General features: G+C 63.8%; 16 protein-coding genes. 11 read left to right on the plus strand and 5 right to left on the minus strand.

What is annotated here, in order from left to right; all coding sequences use genetic code 11:
- From CMI59_RS05985 to CMI59_RS06000, 4 genes are all read left to right on the plus strand, one after another.
- Window positions 1–673, plus strand: a 673-nt coding sequence (locus tag CMI59_RS05985) for a S16 family serine protease (RefSeq protein ID WP_293326041.1), incomplete at its 5' end; no start/stop codon positions are given.
- Between the two features lie 3 nt (window positions 674–676).
- Entirely contained in the window at window positions 677–1,564 is an 888-nt protein-coding gene (locus tag CMI59_RS05990; RefSeq protein WP_293326044.1) for a universal stress protein, read from the plus strand.
- A 10-nt stretch (window positions 1,565–1,574) separates the two neighbouring features.
- A complete protein-coding gene (locus CMI59_RS05995) occupies window positions 1,575–2,435 on the plus strand; it encodes a universal stress protein (RefSeq protein ID WP_293326047.1) in 861 nt (286 codons plus the stop codon).
- Window positions 2,436–2,518: 83 nt separating this feature from the next.
- Complete coding sequence (locus CMI59_RS06000) at window positions 2,519–2,893, plus strand: hypothetical protein (RefSeq protein ID WP_293326050.1); 375 nt, start codon at window positions 2,519–2,521, stop codon at window positions 2,891–2,893.
- A gap of 78 nt (window positions 2,894–2,971) precedes the next feature.
- On the opposite strand, the gene CMI59_RS06005 is transcribed toward CMI59_RS06000, so the two are convergent.
- On the minus strand, window positions 2,972–4,096 hold the full coding sequence (locus CMI59_RS06005) for a beta-ketoacyl-ACP synthase III (RefSeq protein ID WP_293326052.1): 1,125 nt from the start codon (window positions 4,094–4,096) through the stop codon (window positions 2,972–2,974).
- A gap of 200 nt (window positions 4,097–4,296) precedes the next feature.
- Between CMI59_RS06005 and CMI59_RS06010 the strand changes: the two genes are divergently transcribed.
- Window positions 4,297–5,004 carry a pyridoxamine 5'-phosphate oxidase family protein gene (locus CMI59_RS06010; RefSeq protein ID WP_293326055.1) on the plus strand — a complete coding sequence of 236 codons (708 nt, stop codon included), beginning with the start codon at window positions 4,297–4,299 and terminating at the stop codon, window positions 5,002–5,004.
- A gap of 12 nt (window positions 5,005–5,016) precedes the next feature.
- On the opposite strand, the gene CMI59_RS06015 is transcribed toward CMI59_RS06010, so the two are convergent.
- From CMI59_RS06015 to CMI59_RS06025, 3 genes are all read right to left on the minus strand, one after another.
- On the minus strand, window positions 5,017–5,598 hold the full coding sequence (locus CMI59_RS06015; RefSeq protein ID WP_293326058.1) for a polymer-forming cytoskeletal protein: 582 nt from the start codon (window positions 5,596–5,598) through the stop codon (window positions 5,017–5,019).
- Between the two features lie 239 nt (window positions 5,599–5,837).
- On the minus strand, window positions 5,838–6,431 hold the full coding sequence (locus tag CMI59_RS06020) for a DNA-3-methyladenine glycosylase I (RefSeq protein WP_293326060.1): 594 nt from the start codon (window positions 6,429–6,431) through the stop codon (window positions 5,838–5,840).
- Window positions 6,418–7,326, minus strand: a complete 909-nt coding sequence (locus tag CMI59_RS06025; RefSeq protein WP_293326063.1) for a folate-binding protein — start codon at window positions 7,324–7,326, stop codon at window positions 6,418–6,420. The genes CMI59_RS06020 and CMI59_RS06025 overlap by 14 nt, the downstream gene beginning before the upstream one ends.
- A gap of 200 nt (window positions 7,327–7,526) precedes the next feature.
- Between CMI59_RS06025 and CMI59_RS06030 the strand changes: the two genes are divergently transcribed.
- The gene (locus CMI59_RS06030; protein WP_293326066.1) at window positions 7,527–8,489 is read left to right on the plus strand and encodes a glycosyltransferase family 9 protein; all 963 of its coding nucleotides are present in this window, start codon (window positions 7,527–7,529) and stop codon (window positions 8,487–8,489) included.
- Between the two features lie 51 nt (window positions 8,490–8,540).
- Complete coding sequence (locus tag CMI59_RS06035; RefSeq protein ID WP_293326069.1) at window positions 8,541–9,881, plus strand: dihydroorotase; 1,341 nt, start codon at window positions 8,541–8,543, stop codon at window positions 9,879–9,881.
- Window positions 9,882–9,897: 16 nt separating this feature from the next.
- Here CMI59_RS06035 and CMI59_RS06040 read toward each other — a convergent pair whose 3' ends face one another.
- On the minus strand, window positions 9,898–10,158 hold the full coding sequence (locus tag CMI59_RS06040; protein WP_293326072.1) for an usg protein: 261 nt from the start codon (window positions 10,156–10,158) through the stop codon (window positions 9,898–9,900).
- A 335-nt stretch (window positions 10,159–10,493) separates the two neighbouring features.
- Here CMI59_RS06040 and CMI59_RS06045 point away from each other — a divergent pair, with 335 nt between their 5' ends.
- The 4 genes from CMI59_RS06045 (at window position 10,494) to CMI59_RS06060 (ending at window position 15,712) form a co-directional block, all read left to right on the plus strand.
- Window positions 10,494–11,486 (plus strand): MDR family oxidoreductase, encoded by a 993-nt coding sequence (locus CMI59_RS06045; protein ID WP_293326075.1) that lies wholly within the window; start codon window positions 10,494–10,496, stop codon window positions 11,484–11,486.
- Between the two features lie 104 nt (window positions 11,487–11,590).
- The gene (locus CMI59_RS06050; protein ID WP_293326078.1) at window positions 11,591–13,438 is read left to right on the plus strand and encodes an AMP-binding protein; all 1,848 of its coding nucleotides are present in this window, start codon (window positions 11,591–11,593) and stop codon (window positions 13,436–13,438) included.
- A 25-nt stretch (window positions 13,439–13,463) separates the two neighbouring features.
- Entirely contained in the window at window positions 13,464–14,111 is a 648-nt protein-coding gene (locus CMI59_RS06055; RefSeq protein ID WP_293326081.1) for a LysE family transporter, read from the plus strand.
- A gap of 38 nt (window positions 14,112–14,149) precedes the next feature.
- Complete coding sequence (locus CMI59_RS06060) at window positions 14,150–15,712, plus strand: acetolactate synthase large subunit (protein WP_293326084.1); 1,563 nt, start codon at window positions 14,150–14,152, stop codon at window positions 15,710–15,712.
- Window positions 15,713–15,728 lie beyond the last annotated feature (16 nt).

Raw genomic sequence — 15,728 nt, forward strand, 5'->3', positions numbered from 1 at the left:
CCCGAGCCGTATTACTGCGCGTGTGCGCATGGGGCTCGGCGCGTCGCGCGTGGTGGACATCGAGCGCGAGGTGCATCTGGGCGGGCCGATCCATTCCAAGGGCGTGCTTATTCTGTCGGGCTATATTTCGGGCCGGTTCCTGCCCGCCGTGCCGCTTTCCATGAGCGCCAGCATCGTTTTCGAACAGTCCTATGGCGGGGTGGACGGCGACAGCGCCTCCTCCGCCGAACTCTATGCGCTGATTTCCGCGCTGGCCGAAGCGCCCATTTCGCAGGGCTTCGCGGTGACGGGTTCGGTCAACCAGCTCGGCGAAGTGCAGGCGATCGGCGGCGTCAACGACAAGATCGAAGGCTTTTTCGACATCTGCATGCGGCGCGGTCTGACCGGCGATCAGGGGGTGCTCATCCCCGCCGCCAATGTGAAGCATCTCATGCTGCGCCAGGATGTGGTGGACGCGGTCGAGCGCGGCATGTTTGCGATTTATCCTGTCGAGCATATCGAAGAGGGCGTAGAACTTCTGATGGGCGCCCCGGCGGGAAAGCGCGGCGAGGATGGCCGGTTTCCGAAAGGCACGATCTTCGCCCGCACCGAGGAACGCCTGGCCGCCTTTGCAGAAAACCAGCGCCGCTTTGCCAGCGAAGGCATTGACGGCAATGGCGACAGGAAATCCTGAGCGATGGCCGTGGAGAACGCCATGGACGATAGCGGCGCAAAGGACAGGAATACCGGCACCCCGCCCGCACCCGGCGAAGGGCAGGCGGAGAAGCCGCGTATCGTGATCGGCCTCGATACCTCGATCGTGGCGCGCGAGACGCTGTCGCTTGCCGCCCGGCTCGCCGCCTCGGTCGATGCGCGGCTGAGCGGCGTTTTCGTGGAAGACGAGGATCTGCTCAATCTCGCCGGGCTTCCTTTTGCGCGCGAGATTTCCTTTTCCGGGCAGGTGAGCCCCGTCGATACCGACCGTATGCTGCGCGCCATGCGCGCCCAGGCAGAAAGCGCTCGCCGCGTCCTTTCGCGCATTGCCGACGAAGCGCATGTGGAGTGGAGTTTCGATGTGCGGCGCGGACGCCCCTTGCGTTCGCTCGCCGCCGCCGCCCGGCATGAGGACACGCTGGTCATTCGCGCGCCGGGCTCCTCGCCCCGCGAAGTCGGCCGGGCCGTCCATGCCGCGACGAGGGAAGCGCGCGCCGACGTGCTGCTGGTCGCAAAACGCGCCGGGCTCAAAGGCGCGGTGCCGCCCAAAAGCGCGGTACAGGGTGTAAAGCCGGGCCGGCCCGTCGTCGCCATTGACGAAGGCTCCAGCCTCGGCGAAAGCTGCACGGCCTTCGCGGAAGGACTGGCGCGGCGCCTGGGCTCGACATTTCAGCGCGTGCGCGCGCGCGGTGCGTCGGCGGCCGATATCGCCGAAGCGGCGCATCGCGCGGGCGTGGGGCTGCTGGTGGCAAATGCCGGCTGGCTGGGTAATGATGAGGACGCGGCACGGCTCTCCATGGCGGCGGGCTGTCCGGTTCTGCTTCTCGGGTCCGAGCGGACGAATGTCCCCGACCTCAAGACGGACGAATAAGGAGAAAGAAATGTCTGTGCGCAAGATTCTGGTTCCGCTTTCAGGAACATCGTCCGACGGGGAAGTGTTGGCGACGGCGCTGTCGGTGACGCGCGATTTCGGCGCCCAGCTTGTCGGCCTGTTCTCACGGCCCGACCCGGCCGACGCGCTGCCCTATCTGGGCGACGGCGTGTCGGGGCAGGTCATAGAAGACCTTCTGACCGCGGCGAAGCAGGGCGCCGACCAGGCCGCCGCCAAGGCGCTGGCGGGCCTGAAGGAAGCGGCGGACAAGGTCGGTCTCCCGGTTGTGGACAAGGGCGACTTCACGCTCCCCTCGGCGCGCTTTCTCGATGTGACGGGCCGCCGCGACGAAGTCGTCGCGAGGCTCAGCCGTTTGGCCGATCTCATCATTTTCGGCGACACCGATGAATTCGGCGGCGCCGGCGGCACCGCGCTCGAAGCGGCCATGATGAGCGGCGGGCGGCCCGTGCTTATCGCCCCGCGTAAATCATGGGCCCCGGTCGGCGGCTCGGTCGCGATCGGATGGGACCGCAGCGTCGAAGCCGCTCACGCGGTAACGGGCGCATTGCCGTTTCTCGCCAAGGCAAAAAGCGTCACAATCATCTGTGTGGGCGAAGACGATCACGAACCGGTCAGCGGCGAACTCCTCTCCGACTATCTGAAACTTCACGGCGTCGAGGTCGAAATCAAGAAGATCGACCGGAAAGATCGCGCCGTGGGAGAGGTTCTGCTGACCGAAGCGGAAACCTCCAAGGTCGACCTGCTCGTCATGGGCGGCTATGGCCACAGCCGGCTTCGCGAATTCTTCATGGGGGGCGCCACGCAGCATATTCGCGCCCATGCGACGCTGCCCGTTCTGATGGCCCACTGACGCACGCAACCAATCATCGACAGGACAGCCGACCTTAAAAAGCGGCCGGCTGCGGTAAACCAGGAAACAGGATCCAGGAAGACATGACCCTTTATCGCGTTCACATGTCGCTCGCGCGCAACGACGAATTTCCCGAAGGCTCCTCCGCGCATGGCTATGATTTCGTCGTGCCGCTCGACGGCGACATGAAGCTCGACCCCGATGCCTGGAAGTCTCATTCCAAGGATTGCGTCGTGCGTCATTTCAGCGAAGGCGAAGAAGACCAGCGCGGCCTACTGCGCCATATCGGTCGCGGCTGGGTGATCGACTACGATGCCGCCACGCCCGAAGGAGACGAGCCTTTCTTCAAGCTCGACCGCCATGAAATCAAGGTTGGCGAATATCTTTCGGTGAAGGAAGACGACGACGAGACGCGCACCTATCACATCGTCTCGGTGGAGCCCTGGCTCAAGAGCTGAGGGAAAAGCACCCCGTCAAAACAAAGAAGCCGGCCAGCTTTTGCTGACCGGCTTTTTCATTGCGTGACGGCGTGAAGGTCAGGCGCGCTTGCGCACCAGAATATTGCCTGCCGAATAGCCCGCGCCGAAGGAGCAGATCAGGCCGAGATCGCCTTCCTTCAGATCTTCGCTGTTCTGGCTGAAGGCGATGATGGAGCCCGCCGAACTCGTATTGGCGTATTCCTGCAGGATGTTCGGCTGCTCGCCCGGTTCCGGGTCGCGACCCAGCACCTTGCGGCCGATGAAGTCGTTCATGTTCTTGTTGGCCTGGTGCAGCCACATCCGCTTCAGGTCTTTCGGATCGAGGCCTTCATCCTTCATGTGCTGGAGGATGAGTTCGGCCACCATCGGCACCACTTCCTTGAAGACCTTGCGGCCTTCCTGCACGAAGAGCTTGTCCTTCGCGCCGATGCCGTCCGGCGTCGCGCGGTTCAGGAAGCCGAAATTGTTGCGGATATTGTTGGAAAATTTGGTGATGAGGCGCGTACCCAGAATTTCCCATGCGCCGGGCGCGGTGCAGGTCTCTTCGCGCTCCAGCACGATGGCGGTGCACACATCGCCGAAAATGAAATGGCTGTCGCGGTCGCGGAAATTGAGATGGCCGGAACAGATTTCCGGATCGACCACCAGCACCGTATCGACGCTGCCCGAGCGCAGCATGTCATAGGCCTGCTGGATGCCGAATGTGGCCGACGAACAGGCGACATTCATGTCGAAGCCGAAGCCTTCGATGCCGAGCAGGTCCTGCACTTCAACGGCGATGGCCGGATAGGGACGCTCGAGGTTGGAGCAGGCGACGATGACGGCGTCGATGTCTTCGGGCTTCTTCTGCGCCCGCGCCATCGCCTTGTTGGCGGCGTCGACCGCCATTTCCGCCAGGATCGACGGCTCGTCATTGGAGCGCTGCGGCAGGCGCGGCGCCATGATGTCCGGGTCGATGATGCCCGACTTGTTCATGACATAGCGGGCTTCGATGCCGGATGCCTTGACGATGAACTCCACGTTGGATTCCGCGAGAGCTTCCACCTCGCCGCGTTCGATCGCGTCGGCGTTCTCTTCATTGTGTTTGCGGACATAGGCGTTGAAGCTGTCCACAAGTTCCTGGTTGGAGATCGAATTGGGCGGGGTGAAGACACCCGTCCCGCTTATGACGACTTTTGTCACTGGGCCACCTGATTGTCATGTTCACGTCCCGGCGCCCTTGTCCCGAACGCCTGTCGGACCATGCCTGTCGCGTTGCCCCCAAAGGCACCGGCATGTCGGCTCCTCCCGAAACCGAGGGCCAAACATATGCCAGCGGCAGCGCTTATGCCATATGCAAGGCGGGATACATTGGCGATAGCGTGAATAGACGGATTAACCTTATGGGTATTTCACCATGGGAAGAGGCGAGGCCGCCGGGGGATGAGGCCATCGGGCGGCTGACGCTGGACGGGCTCTGGCAGGGTGCGCGTGTGCTGCTGGCGGAGGGGGCGACGACGCCCGGATCGCCGCTCAGAAAGCCGGTGCTTTCCACTGTGGACGTGGGCGGGGCCCCGCGGGCCCGGACCGTGATTCTCCGGCATTTCGATCCGGCGCGCCGCCGGCTCGAAACCTATACCGATGCGCGCACGGCAAAGGCCGCCGAACTCGACGCGAACCCCATGGCGGCCTTCACTTTTTACGATTCGCGCCGGGAAACGCAGCTCCGCCTGTCGGGCCGCGTGACGCTACACACCGATGACGAATGCGCCGAGCGCGCCTGGAACACGCTCGGTCCCCGCAACATGGCGGATTATCTGGCCCGCGCCGTGCCCGGCACCCCCAGCCCGTCCCCGCAGGCCGCCATGGCGGACGGGGAGGGGGATGAGGCGCGCAGGGCGGCGGCGAGGGCCAACTTCGCCGTGCTGGTCTTCACCTATGACAGGCTGGACATGCTGGTGCTGGGACGCGCCATACATCGGCGCGCGCTCTTTGGATGGACGACATCCCCCGCATCCGCGTCGGACGACGCGACATCCGGTTTGACCGCGCCTGACGACGCGACATCTGATCTGACCGCGCCGGACGACGCGGTTTGGCTGGTCCCCTGACGCCAGCTCTTCTCAGAGCATGGCGGCGGAAGCGTCCGACGATTTGTCGTCCTTATCGGACTTTCCGGACTTGTCGTCGGCCTTCTTGTCGTTTTTCGAGGCGGACGGCTTCACTTCCAGCCCCTCGGCCTGAATGTCGCCGCTCATCTGGCCGCCCTGCTCGACCTTCAACTCGCCATAACGGACCTCGCCCGTGACGCGACCCGTCGAGGTGATGGTCAGGCATTTGCGAACCAGCAGCGTCCCGTCGAACTTGCCGGTGATTTCCGCCTCGTCCACGGTCGCTTCGCCGCGCACGTCGCCGGTTTCGCTCACGGTCAGCGAACCGCTTTCGATGGTGGCCTGCACATCGCCCTCAATCACGAGCGAATCGCAGGACTGGATCTTGCCTTCAAGCTTCAGGCCACGGCCGACATGAAGATTGGCGGCCGGCGGCGTCGCCTCCGCGCTCGATCCGGTGCCCCCGGTGCCATTGCTGGTGCTCGGTGATGTCTGGAGAGTTCGCACGGTCGGTTTCCTTGCTTCGTAAGAGGGAGTTACGCGGCTGTAGGGAGTGTCGTCCCCTTCGGCTTTCTGCTCGTTGATGGGTCGCATGGACGATGCCCTCTGCGCTGATGAAGACTGATCTTCTGTGGACGTATTTTTCTGGGACGTTCGCTCGGCGTGGGAGCGATCCCCTGAATCGCTCTTGGGGCGTTTGAACATTTGGGAGCCCTCCGCAAATCGGTGAAGGCCCAATCGGTACAAGCGTAGTTTGGCCCGTATGTGCCGAGATTGTGGCGGAAGAGTGATTGCGTCAAAAGATGTGTGGAGAAATCACTGCGGCACAGTGATTATTTGCGTGCAAGCTGCGCACACGCATCGTGACGCGGACAGGTGACGAGATGATCGTTCACGATGCCGACCGCTTGCGAGAACGCATAGACGATGGTCGGACCGCAAAAACGGAAGCCTTCCTGTTTCAGCGCTTTCGACATTTTCCGGCTCATCTCCGTTTCCGCCGGCACGTCCGAGAAGCGTTTGAAGCGGTTGACCTGAGGCACACCGTCCACGAACGACCACAGGAAATCCGAGAAGCCGCCATCACGCTCCATAATCTCCAGCCAGGATTGCGCATTGGAGATCGTCGCTTCTATTTTTCCGCGATGGCGAACGATCCCCGCATTGCCGAGAAGCTTCTCGACGCGTTTGGGCGTGTAGCGCGCGATTTTCTCCGGCTGGAAGCCGTCGAACGCCTCACGAAACGCTTCGCGCTTGCGAAGAATGGTGATCCAGGAAAGCCCCGCCTGAAAGCCGTCGAGGACGAGTTTCTCGAACAGCGCCCGGTCGTCATATTCCGGGACGCCCCATTCCTCGTCGTGATAGGCGATGTAGAACGGGTCGTTGCCCGGCCAGGGACATCGGCCCGAGGCGTCACTCGTCGGCATTCGCGCTGTCCTCCAGCGAAAAACCCGCCCAATCCGGCACTTCCGGCACGAGCGTCGCATCATTCGCGTCGAGCGTCTGGCCGGAGAGCAGGTCGAGACGCAGGAGCGCCAGGACGCGCCCGGTCTTTCTATCGCCGGAAAAAACCGTTCCGACCTCACGCGTGCCCGCCTTCACCGGCGTTCCGGGCGCGGGCATCATCGCGCCTTTGACAGCGCAAGGCAGGAGCCGCTTGCGCACGCTGCCGCGCCTTTTGGTGCGCGACGTCACTTCCTGACCGACATAACAGCCCTTCTTGAAGTCGATCCCGTGCAGCTCATCGAGATTGAGTTCCAGCGGGAAGCTCTTTTCGGCCTCATAGTCGTGCGTGGCATCGCCGACGCCGAGCCCGATGCGGTGCCGGTGCCATGCCTCCGGCGTGGCTTCCTCCGCGCCTATGGAGGCGATGAAGCCCGCCACGTCTTCGCGCGGCAGGATCGCCCGCGTGCCGAGCGCGGCAAGGCGCGGATCGGGGAAGAGAGCGCCCTCATCCGGGGCGGTCGCCGCCACCTCGCCGTCCCAGAGCGCCGCGACGCAATGGCTTTCGGTCAGGTTCTCGATCTCCACCTTGGCGCGGAGCTTGTACATGGTGAGGCGCTTGGCCAGGGCCGCGGCGCGCCCGGCCTCGCAATCGAGAAGGAAGCGGCCTTCCGCGTCTTCCGCGATGAAGAAATCGAAGAGGAATTTGCCCTGAGGCGTCAGCAGCGCCGAATAGATGGCTTCGCCGGGGCCCGCGCTCTCTACATTGTTGGTGACGAGACCCTGCAGAAAGGCGCGCATATCCGGGCCGGAGAGGCGCAGGACGCCGCGTTCGGGCAGGATTGCCGCTTTGAGGCCGGACGTTTCGGAGGCGGACATGGGGCTCCAGCGCAGTGAAATGACGAGGGTCCACATTTAGGCTTCGGCGGCGCGCCCCGCAAGGAGGGCGGCGGCCCCGACGCGGCCCGGATGCTACAGGGGCAGGGCGGGCCCGGTGCAGACTTGGCAGGCCCCGGAGCGCAACCTATAACGGCCCAACCCTTCCGATAGGGGCATCGCCGACGCGAAAAGAGGCCGGATTGCGCATTCTCTTTATTACTTCCAACCGGATCGGCGACGCCGTGCTGTCGACCGGCCTGCTGGGCGGGCTGATGGAACGCTATCCCGATGCGACCTTCTGGGTCGCCTGCGGGCCGCTGGCGGTTCAGCTTTTCGAGAATGCGCCCCGCGTCGAACGCGTCATCCCGATGAAAAAGGAAAAGCGTGCCGGCCATTGGCGCAAGCTTCTTGGTGCCGTTATGCCGCGCCGCTGGGATCTGGTGGTGGATCTGCGCGGCTCGGCCACCGCCTGGGTTCTCTGGACGAAAAAGCGCCACATCCTGAAGGCCGATCACACGCTGCACCGCGTGGTCCATAATGCGCGGGTCGCCGATTTCGACCCGCCGCCCAATCCCCGCCTCTGGCATGGCGCGGCGGACCTTGCCGAAGCCGAAAAGCTGATCCCGCAAGGCCGCAAGGTGCTGGCCGTCGGCCCGACCGCCGCCTGGCCGCGCAAGATGTGGCCGGTGGAGCGCTATGCGGAACTGGTCGAACGTCTCACCGCGCCCGGCGGCCTGATGGAAGGGACCTATCTGCTCGTTTCGGGCGGTCCGGGCGAACAGGAAATCTGCAAACCCGTTTTCGAGGCGGTACCGGAAGAGCGCCGCATCGACCTTGTGGGCGCGGAACTGGGGCTCACCGGGGCCTGTTTTGCCCGTTGCACGCTTTATGTCGGCAATGATTCGGGGCTGATGCATCTCGCGGCGGCGGCGGGTACGCCGACGCTCGGCCTTTTCGGCCCGACATCGGACGCGCAATATGGTCCCTGGAGCAGCGAAGGCGACGACAGGGCGCGCGCCTTGCGCGGCGAGCGCTCGCGCGATCAAATCATCGCAGAGGAAGGCGACGCCTATTTCGGGGAGAGCGCCGTGACGGATGTCAGCGTGGACATGGTCGAAGAGGCCGCGCGCGAGATGCTGGCCCGCTTCCCGCGAACGGCCTGAGAAACGGCATGAGAAGCGGATCTGAAACCGGACGAGTTTGAGGAGAGGCAAGTGAGCATCACCTATGACCTGATCTTTCGCGGCGGCACCATCGTCAATCAGGACGGACGGCACCGGGCCGATATCGGCACGAAGGACGGGCGCATCGCCGCGATCGGCGACCTGTCTCAGGCCGATGCCGCCGACACGATCGACGTGAAGGGCCTCCACATCCTGCCCGGCGTGATCGATACCCAGGTCCATCTGCGCGAGCCCGGCAACGAGCACAAGGAAGACCTGGAAACGGGCGGTCATGCCGCCGTGATGGGTGGCGTGACGACCGTGTTCGAAATGCCCAACACGAAACCGCCCACGACCGACCCGGACGCGCTGGCCGACAAGGTAAAACGCGCGCGCCATCGCATGCAGTGCGACTTCGCCTTTTACGGCGGCGCGACGACGGAGAACATCGACATCCTGCCCGAGCTGGAACGCCAGCCCGGCTGCTGCGGCATCAAGGTCTTCATGGGTTCGTCCACCGGGACGCTGCTGGTGGAAAAGGACGAGGACGTGCTGCGCGTGCTGAAGACGATCAAGCGCCGCGCCGCGTTCCATTCAGAAGACGAGTTCCGCCTGCGCGAGCGCCGCGAGCTGGCGCTGCTCGGCCATGTCGATACGCATCCCGTCTGGCGCGATGCGGAAGCGGCCTATATGTGCACGCAGCGCCTGTTGCGGCTGGCGCGCGAGGCGGGCAAGCGCATCCATGTGCTGCATATCTCGACGGCGGGTGAAATCCCGCTGCTTGCACTCCATAAGGATGTGGCGACCGTGGAAGTGACGCCGCAGCATCTGACGCTCGCCGCACCCGAATGCTACGAGGCGCTGGGCACCTTTGCGCAGATGAACCCGCCCATTCGCGGCCATGAGCATCGCGACGGGCTGTGGAATGGCCTGCGTGCGGGCATTGTCGATGTGATCGGCACCGACCATGCGCCGCATACGCGCGAGGAAAAGGAGCAGACCTATCCGAAATCGCCGTCTGGCATGCCGGGCGTGCAGACCATGGTCCCCGTCATGCTCAACCATGTGCATGAGGGCCGCCTGACGCTGGAACGCTTCGTGGACCTGACGAGCGCCGGGCCGCAGCGGGTTTTCGGCATCTCCTGCAAGGGACGCATCGCGGTGGGCTATGACGCCGACCTCACCATCGTGGACCTCGGCGCGGAGCGCGAGATCACCGATGACTGGATCGTCTCCAAATGCGGCTGGACGCCCTATAACGGCATGAAGGTGAAGGGCTGGCCCATCGGTACCGTCATTCGCGGCCACCGCGTGATGTGGGAGGACGAACTCCTCGGCGACGCGCGCGGCGAACCCGTGCAGTTCATGGAAACGCTGCCGCACCACGTGTGAGGGAAGGCCCTCAGCCTCAATGCACCGTATAGAAATCCGCCCGGCGCATTTCCGAGGGTGAGATGAGCCGCCTTGTGGCGACCTTCACCGAATGGATGGGGCCTTCCAGCTCCCGGTCCCAGAAGTCGAGAAACCGCTGAAGCTCGGGATATTTCGGCTCGAGGTCGTAATGCTGCCAGAGATAGCTCTGCAGCAGGGTGGGGTGATCGGGCATCCGGTAGAGAATTTCCGCCGTGACGAGGCGGTAGCCATCCAGCATCTGCTTGAATTCCGACATCGCGCTTACCCACTCATGTGACAGGGATACGTCAAAAGCGTAAGCAGCCCTGACGCATCGCGCCAGCTTGACAAGCTGGAAAAATCTCGAATTATTCAAATGAATCAAGTGGTTAGCACTCGATCCCTCTGGTGAGTGCCAGGCTGGCCGCCCGCCATGCCGGATCGGCGAACTGCGAGCGTTTCCGTCGCTTTCCGCGCCACGGTCCGAGCGGCGCATCCGTCTTGACCCTGCCAACGATTTAGGATGGTTTGTCCCCCTATAAATCCATCTCGGGCCCGGATTGCCGGGCCGAATCCATAAAGATTGCGCTGCACGCGCATGAAGGACGGAAAATGAGCGAAAAATTTCGCGCCCTCATGGTCTCCAAGACCGATGACGCGCCCAAAGCGGACTTTGTCGAAATCACCGAAGACGATCTCATGGAAGGCGATGTGACCGTCGCCGTCGATTATTCGACCGTGAACTACAAGGATGGTCTGGCTCTGACCGGCGCTGCGCCGATCATCCGCAAATATCCGCTGATCCCGGGCATCGACTTTGCGGGCACCGTCACGGCGTCACGCCATGCGGGCTTTTCGGAAGGCGACCGCGTGGTGCTGAACGGCTATGGCGTGGGCGAAGGCCATCATGGCGGCTACGCACAGAAAGCGCGCGTGCCGGGCGACTGGCTGGTGAAGCTGAGCGACAACATCACCACGAGCCAGGCCATGGCCATCGGCACGGCGGGCTATACCGCGATGCTGAGCGTGATGGGGATCGAAGATGGCGGCGTCACCCCCGACAAGGGCCCGGTGCTGGTCACCGGCGCCGCGGGCGGCGTGGGCAGTGTCGCGATCTCGATACTCTCCAAGCTCGGCTATAAGGTGATCGCCTCCACAGGCCGCGCCTCGGAAGCCGATTACCTCAAGGGGCTCGGCGCCACGGAGATCATCGACCGCAACGAACTGTCCGAACCCGGCAAGCCGCTTGGCAAGGAGCGCTGGGCCGGTGCGGTGGACGCGGTCGGCAGCCATACGCTTTGCAATGCGATTTCGCAGACCGCCTATGGCGGCACGGTGACGGCCTGCGGTCTGGCGCAAGGCATGGACCTGCCGGGCTCGGTCGCGCCCTTCATCCTGCGCGGCGTGCGCCTTCAGGGGATCGACAGCGTGATGGCGCCGATGGTCAAACGGGAAATGGCCTGGCGGCGTCTGGCCACCGACCTCGACATGCGCAAGCTCGAAGCGATGACAAGCGAAGCGAAGCTTGAAGATCTGCCGGGTCTGGCGGGCGACATTCTCGCCGGCAAGGTGCGCGGGCGCGTCGTCGTCGACGTGAATGCCTGACGCCGCGTAAAGAAAAACTGTATAAGCACAAAAACAAAAAAAGGCGGCGCATAGTCATTATGCGCCGCCAATATGTGAATTGAGGGGGGAGGAACCCGGTGTCTATGTCTCAGCCGCCATTCAGGGACCCGCGTTATGTCGAGCCGCGTATCGACGTCGAGCATCGCGACGACGGGTCGATCATATTGCGCAATCCGCATCCGCTGCGCGATCCTGCGCCCAACCTGATTTCTCCGATCCGCCAATGGGCACAGGACGCGCCCGAGCGCGTCTGGCTCGGCAAGCGCAAGCCCTCGACGGAAGGCTTCGGCGAGTGGGACCTGCTGACCTATGCGGATGCGGAGAAGAAGGTCTTCGCCATCGGACAGGCGCTGATCGATCGCGGCTTCGACCAGTCGACGCCGGTGATGATCCTGTCGGGCAATTCCATCGAGCATGCGCTGATGAGCTATGGCGCGATCCTCGCCGGGGCTCCTGCAACGCCGGTCTCGCCGTCCTATTCGACGATCAGCACCGATTTCGAAAAGCTCAAATATGTGTTCGATCTCGTCGAACCGAAAATGATCTTCATGCAGGAATCCGCACCCTTCGAGCGCGCTCTGGCCGCGCTGCCGCTGGACGGGGTGGAACTCGTGACCGTGGACGGCTCGATGGGCACGCCTTTCGCGGAACTTCTGGCGACGCGCCCCGGTGCGGAAGCGGAGGCCCGTTTCGAGACGCAGCATGACGATGAAGTCGCGAAATATCTCTTTACCTCCGGCTCCACCGGCATGCCCAAAGCCGTCATCACCACGCAGCGCATGATGCGCGTGAACGCGGTGATGCCGCGCAGCGTGCAGCGGGAGCATGAGGACGACGAGCCGGGCGTGCTGCTGAACTGGCTGCCCTGGAACCATTGCTTCGGCGGCAATGCGATCCTCAACAACACGCTGACATCGGGCGGTACGCTTTACATCGATGGCGGGCGCCCCGTGCCCGGCCAGTTCGAGGAGACGGTGGCAAATCTGCGCGAGGTCGCCCCGACCGCCTATTCCAACGTGCCCGCGGCCTATCCGCTGCTGGTAGATGCGCTGGAAAGCGACGACGCGCTGGCGAAGAATTTCTTCTCGCGTCTGCGCTCGCTGGCCTATGGCGGCGCAGCACTGAGCCAGGACATCTACAACCGCATGCAGGACGTGGCACTTCGCACGACCGGCGAGCGCATCGTGTTTTCCTCCGGTTACGGGGCGACGGAAACCGCGCCGACGATCATGAATGTGCATTGGCCGACCGAGCGCATGGGGCTTCTGGGGCTGCCGCTGCCCGGTATCGAGCTGAAGCTCGCGCCCACGGGACAGAAGATGGAAGTCCGCGTGCGGGGCGATTGCATCACGCCCGGCTATCACAAGAACCCGGAAAAGACCGCGGAAGCCTATGACGAAGAGGGCTTCTACCGCCTCGGCGACGGCGCGCGCTTCGTGAACCCGGACAATCCGATGGAAGGCCTCGTCTTCGACGGCCGCGTGGCGGAGGATTTCAAACTCTCCACCGGCACATGGGTGAGCGCGGGCAAGCTGCGCGTGCAGGCGGTAGGCGCCTCCAACGGTATCCTGCAGGACGCGCTGATCGCCGGTCTCGACCGCGACTATATCGGCATCCTCGGCTTCCCCAACATTCCGGCCTGCCGCAACGTGGCGGGCGATCCGGAGATGGCGGTGGAAGATCTCGTTCGCCACCCGGCTGTGCTGGAGCAACTGGCGGAGGGCTTGCGCGAGCACAATGCGGGCCATCCCGGCTCGAGCACGCGCGTCTCGCGCGCATTGCTGATGGTAGAGCCGCCGAGCATCGATGCGGGCGAACTGACCGACAAGGGCTATATCAACCAGGCGACTGCGCTGTCACGCCGCGCCGATCTGGTGGAAAAACTCTATGCCGAACCGCCCGGCAATGATGTCTTGGTGGTCGGTAAGTGAGCAGGCATGCGTTTCGGGGACGGGTATGATTGATTTCGGTCTGATTGCCAACGGCATAGCCATCGGCATGGCGGTGGCGGCACCGATCGGACCGGTAAACCTCATCGTGATCAGACGGACGCTGCATTTCGGCTGGCTGAACGGTTTTCTGTCGGGTGGCGGCGCGGCGACGGGCGATGCGATCTTCGCCGTCATCGCGGGCTTCGGCCTCACCGCCGTGATCGATCTCGTCGTCCGCTTTGAAATCTATCTTCAGCTCGCCGGCGGTCTCTTTCTCGTGCTGATGGGCTTACGGACCTTCTTTTCCCATCCACAACTGGAATCGCAGGAAAACGACAAGGCCGCCACGGCGCTTGCCAAGGTATTCGGCACCACATTCGCGCTGACCATTACGAACCCTGCCACCATGCTCGGCTTCATCGCCATTTTCGGCGGCATAGCGGGGCTCGCCAGCAAGGGCGAGGATTATGGCCATGCCGCCACGGTGGTCGCCTCCGTCATGGCGGGGTCCGTTCTGTGGTGGTGCTGCGTCTCGGGCTTCGTTGCCTATTTCCGCAAACGCATGAACGATCACATGCTGGAAAAGGTGAACCATGTGTCCGGCGCGCTGATTACGATTTTCGGCCTGGTTGTGCTGGGCCGTCTGGTCTTTAAACTTTTCGGATTGGTTTGAGCCCGGCAGCAATGCACCGGCAATAAGGGAGGCAGATAATGTCATCGAAAAAAATGAACGGCGCCGAAAGCCTTGTACGCACATTGGTCGGCTCGGGCGTCGAAGTCTGTTTCTCCAATCCCGGTACCTCGGAAATGCATTTCGTGGCCGCCCTCGACAAGGTGGACGGGATGCGCGCCGTGCTGGGCCTGTTCGAGGGCGCCGTGACGGGCGCGGCGGACGGATATGGCCGCATGGCGGAAAAGCCCGCCGCGACGCTTCTGCATCTCGGGCCCGGTATGGCAAACGGCCTCGCCAATCTGCACAATGCGCGACGCGCCTCGACCCCGCTTGTGAACATCGTCGGCGATCACGCCACCTATCACGCGCAATATGACGCGCCGCTCTCCTCCGACATCAAGGGCTTCGCAGGACCGGTCTCCGGCTGGATCCATTCCTCGACGAGTCCCAAGACGGTCGCCGCCGACGGTGCGCGCGCCGTGCAGGCCGCGATGGAAGCGCCGGGCCAGATCGCGACCCTCATCCTGCCCGCCGATACCGCCTGGCTGGAGGCAGAAGGCCCCGCCGACGCATTGCCGCGCCGCGTGGCGTCCGAAGTCTCCGATGCCGCGGTGAAGCGCGCCGTGGAAGCGTTGAAAAAGGCCGGCAAGAATGCCGCCATCCTGCTGCGTGGCGAGGTGCTGAAAGAGCGCGGCCTCGTCGCGGCGGGCCGGATCGCGGCGGCAACCGGCGCGCGGCTGATGTGCGACACCTTCGCGCCCCGCATCCAGCGCGGCGCGGGCCGCGTCGCCGTGGAGCGCATTCCCTATTTCGCCGAGCAGATCGTCGAATTCATGGAGCCGGTGCAGGAACTGGTGCTGGTGGGCGCGAAGCCGCCGGTGTCGTTCTTTGCCTATCCCGGCAAGCCAAGCTGGTGCACGCCGGAAGGAACCGGCATCTCCTATCTGGCCCATCCCCATGAAGACGGCGTTCAGGCGCTGGAAGCGGTGGCCGAGGCGCTGGGCGCGCCGAAGGAGCCCGCCTATGTGGCGCCGGCGCAAAAGCCGGAGCTGACGGACGGCCAGCTCGACCAGTTCACCATCGGTCATGTGGTCGGTCATTTCCTGCCGGAAAACGCGATCATCTCAGACGAGGCGGCGACCTCCGGCATCGGCTCCATGATCGCAACGGCGTCGGCGGCCCCGCATGACCATCTTTCGCTCACGGGCGGCTCGATCGGGCAGGGTCTGCCGGTGGCGACCGGCGCGGCGGTTGCCTGTCCGGATCGCAAGGTCGTCTGCCTGCATGGCGATGGCGGTGCGATGTACACGCTGCAGACGCTCTGGACGCAGGCGCGCGAAAAGCTCGATGTGACGACGGTGATCTTCGCCAACCGGTCCTATGCGATCCTGAATGTGGAGCTTTCCCGCGTGGGCGCGGAAAACCCCGGCCCCAAGGCGCTCTCCATGCTGGATCTGCACAACCCGGAACTGAACTGGGTGCACCTTGCGCAGGGCATGGGCGTCGAAGCCAGCCGCGCCGAAACGCTGGAAGAATTCACCGAACAGTTCTCCTCCGCGATGAAGCAGAAGGGCCCGCGCCTCATCGAAGTGATGATCTGATTGCTCAAAAGTGGAC

Source organism: Parvibaculum sp. (assembly GCF_002684405.1).
Lineage (GTDB): Bacteria > Pseudomonadota > Alphaproteobacteria > Parvibaculales > Parvibaculaceae > Parvibaculum.

Bases quoted from the DNA above. Each gene is read 5' to 3' on its own strand.
- CMI59_RS05990 (WP_293326044.1), top strand. From the start codon at position 677: ATGGCCGTGGAGAACGCCATGGACGATAGCGGCGCAAAGGACAGGAAT.
- CMI59_RS06050 (WP_293326078.1), top strand. From the start codon at position 11,591: ATGTCTCAGCCGCCATTCAGGGACCCGCGTTATGTCGAGCCGCGTATC.
- CMI59_RS05995 (WP_293326047.1), top strand. From the start codon at position 1,575: ATGTCTGTGCGCAAGATTCTGGTTCCGCTTTCAGGAACATCGTCCGAC.
- CMI59_RS06055 (WP_293326081.1), top strand. From the start codon at position 13,464: ATGATTGATTTCGGTCTGATTGCCAACGGCATAGCCATCGGCATGGCG.
- CMI59_RS06040 (WP_293326072.1), bottom strand. From the start codon at position 10,158: ATGTCGGAATTCAAGCAGATGCTGGATGGCTACCGCCTCGTCACGGCG.
- CMI59_RS06010 (WP_293326055.1), top strand. From the start codon at position 4,297: ATGGGTATTTCACCATGGGAAGAGGCGAGGCCGCCGGGGGATGAGGCC.
- CMI59_RS06060 (WP_293326084.1), top strand. From the start codon at position 14,150: ATGTCATCGAAAAAAATGAACGGCGCCGAAAGCCTTGTACGCACATTG.
- CMI59_RS06020 (WP_293326060.1), bottom strand. From the start codon at position 6,431: ATGCCGACGAGTGACGCCTCGGGCCGATGTCCCTGGCCGGGCAACGAC.
- CMI59_RS06045 (WP_293326075.1), top strand. From the start codon at position 10,494: ATGAGCGAAAAATTTCGCGCCCTCATGGTCTCCAAGACCGATGACGCG.
- CMI59_RS06025 (WP_293326063.1), bottom strand. From the start codon at position 7,326: ATGTCCGCCTCCGAAACGTCCGGCCTCAAAGCGGCAATCCTGCCCGAA.
- CMI59_RS06000 (WP_293326050.1), top strand. From the start codon at position 2,519: ATGACCCTTTATCGCGTTCACATGTCGCTCGCGCGCAACGACGAATTT.
- CMI59_RS06015 (WP_293326058.1), bottom strand. From the start codon at position 5,598: ATGCGACCCATCAACGAGCAGAAAGCCGAAGGGGACGACACTCCCTAC.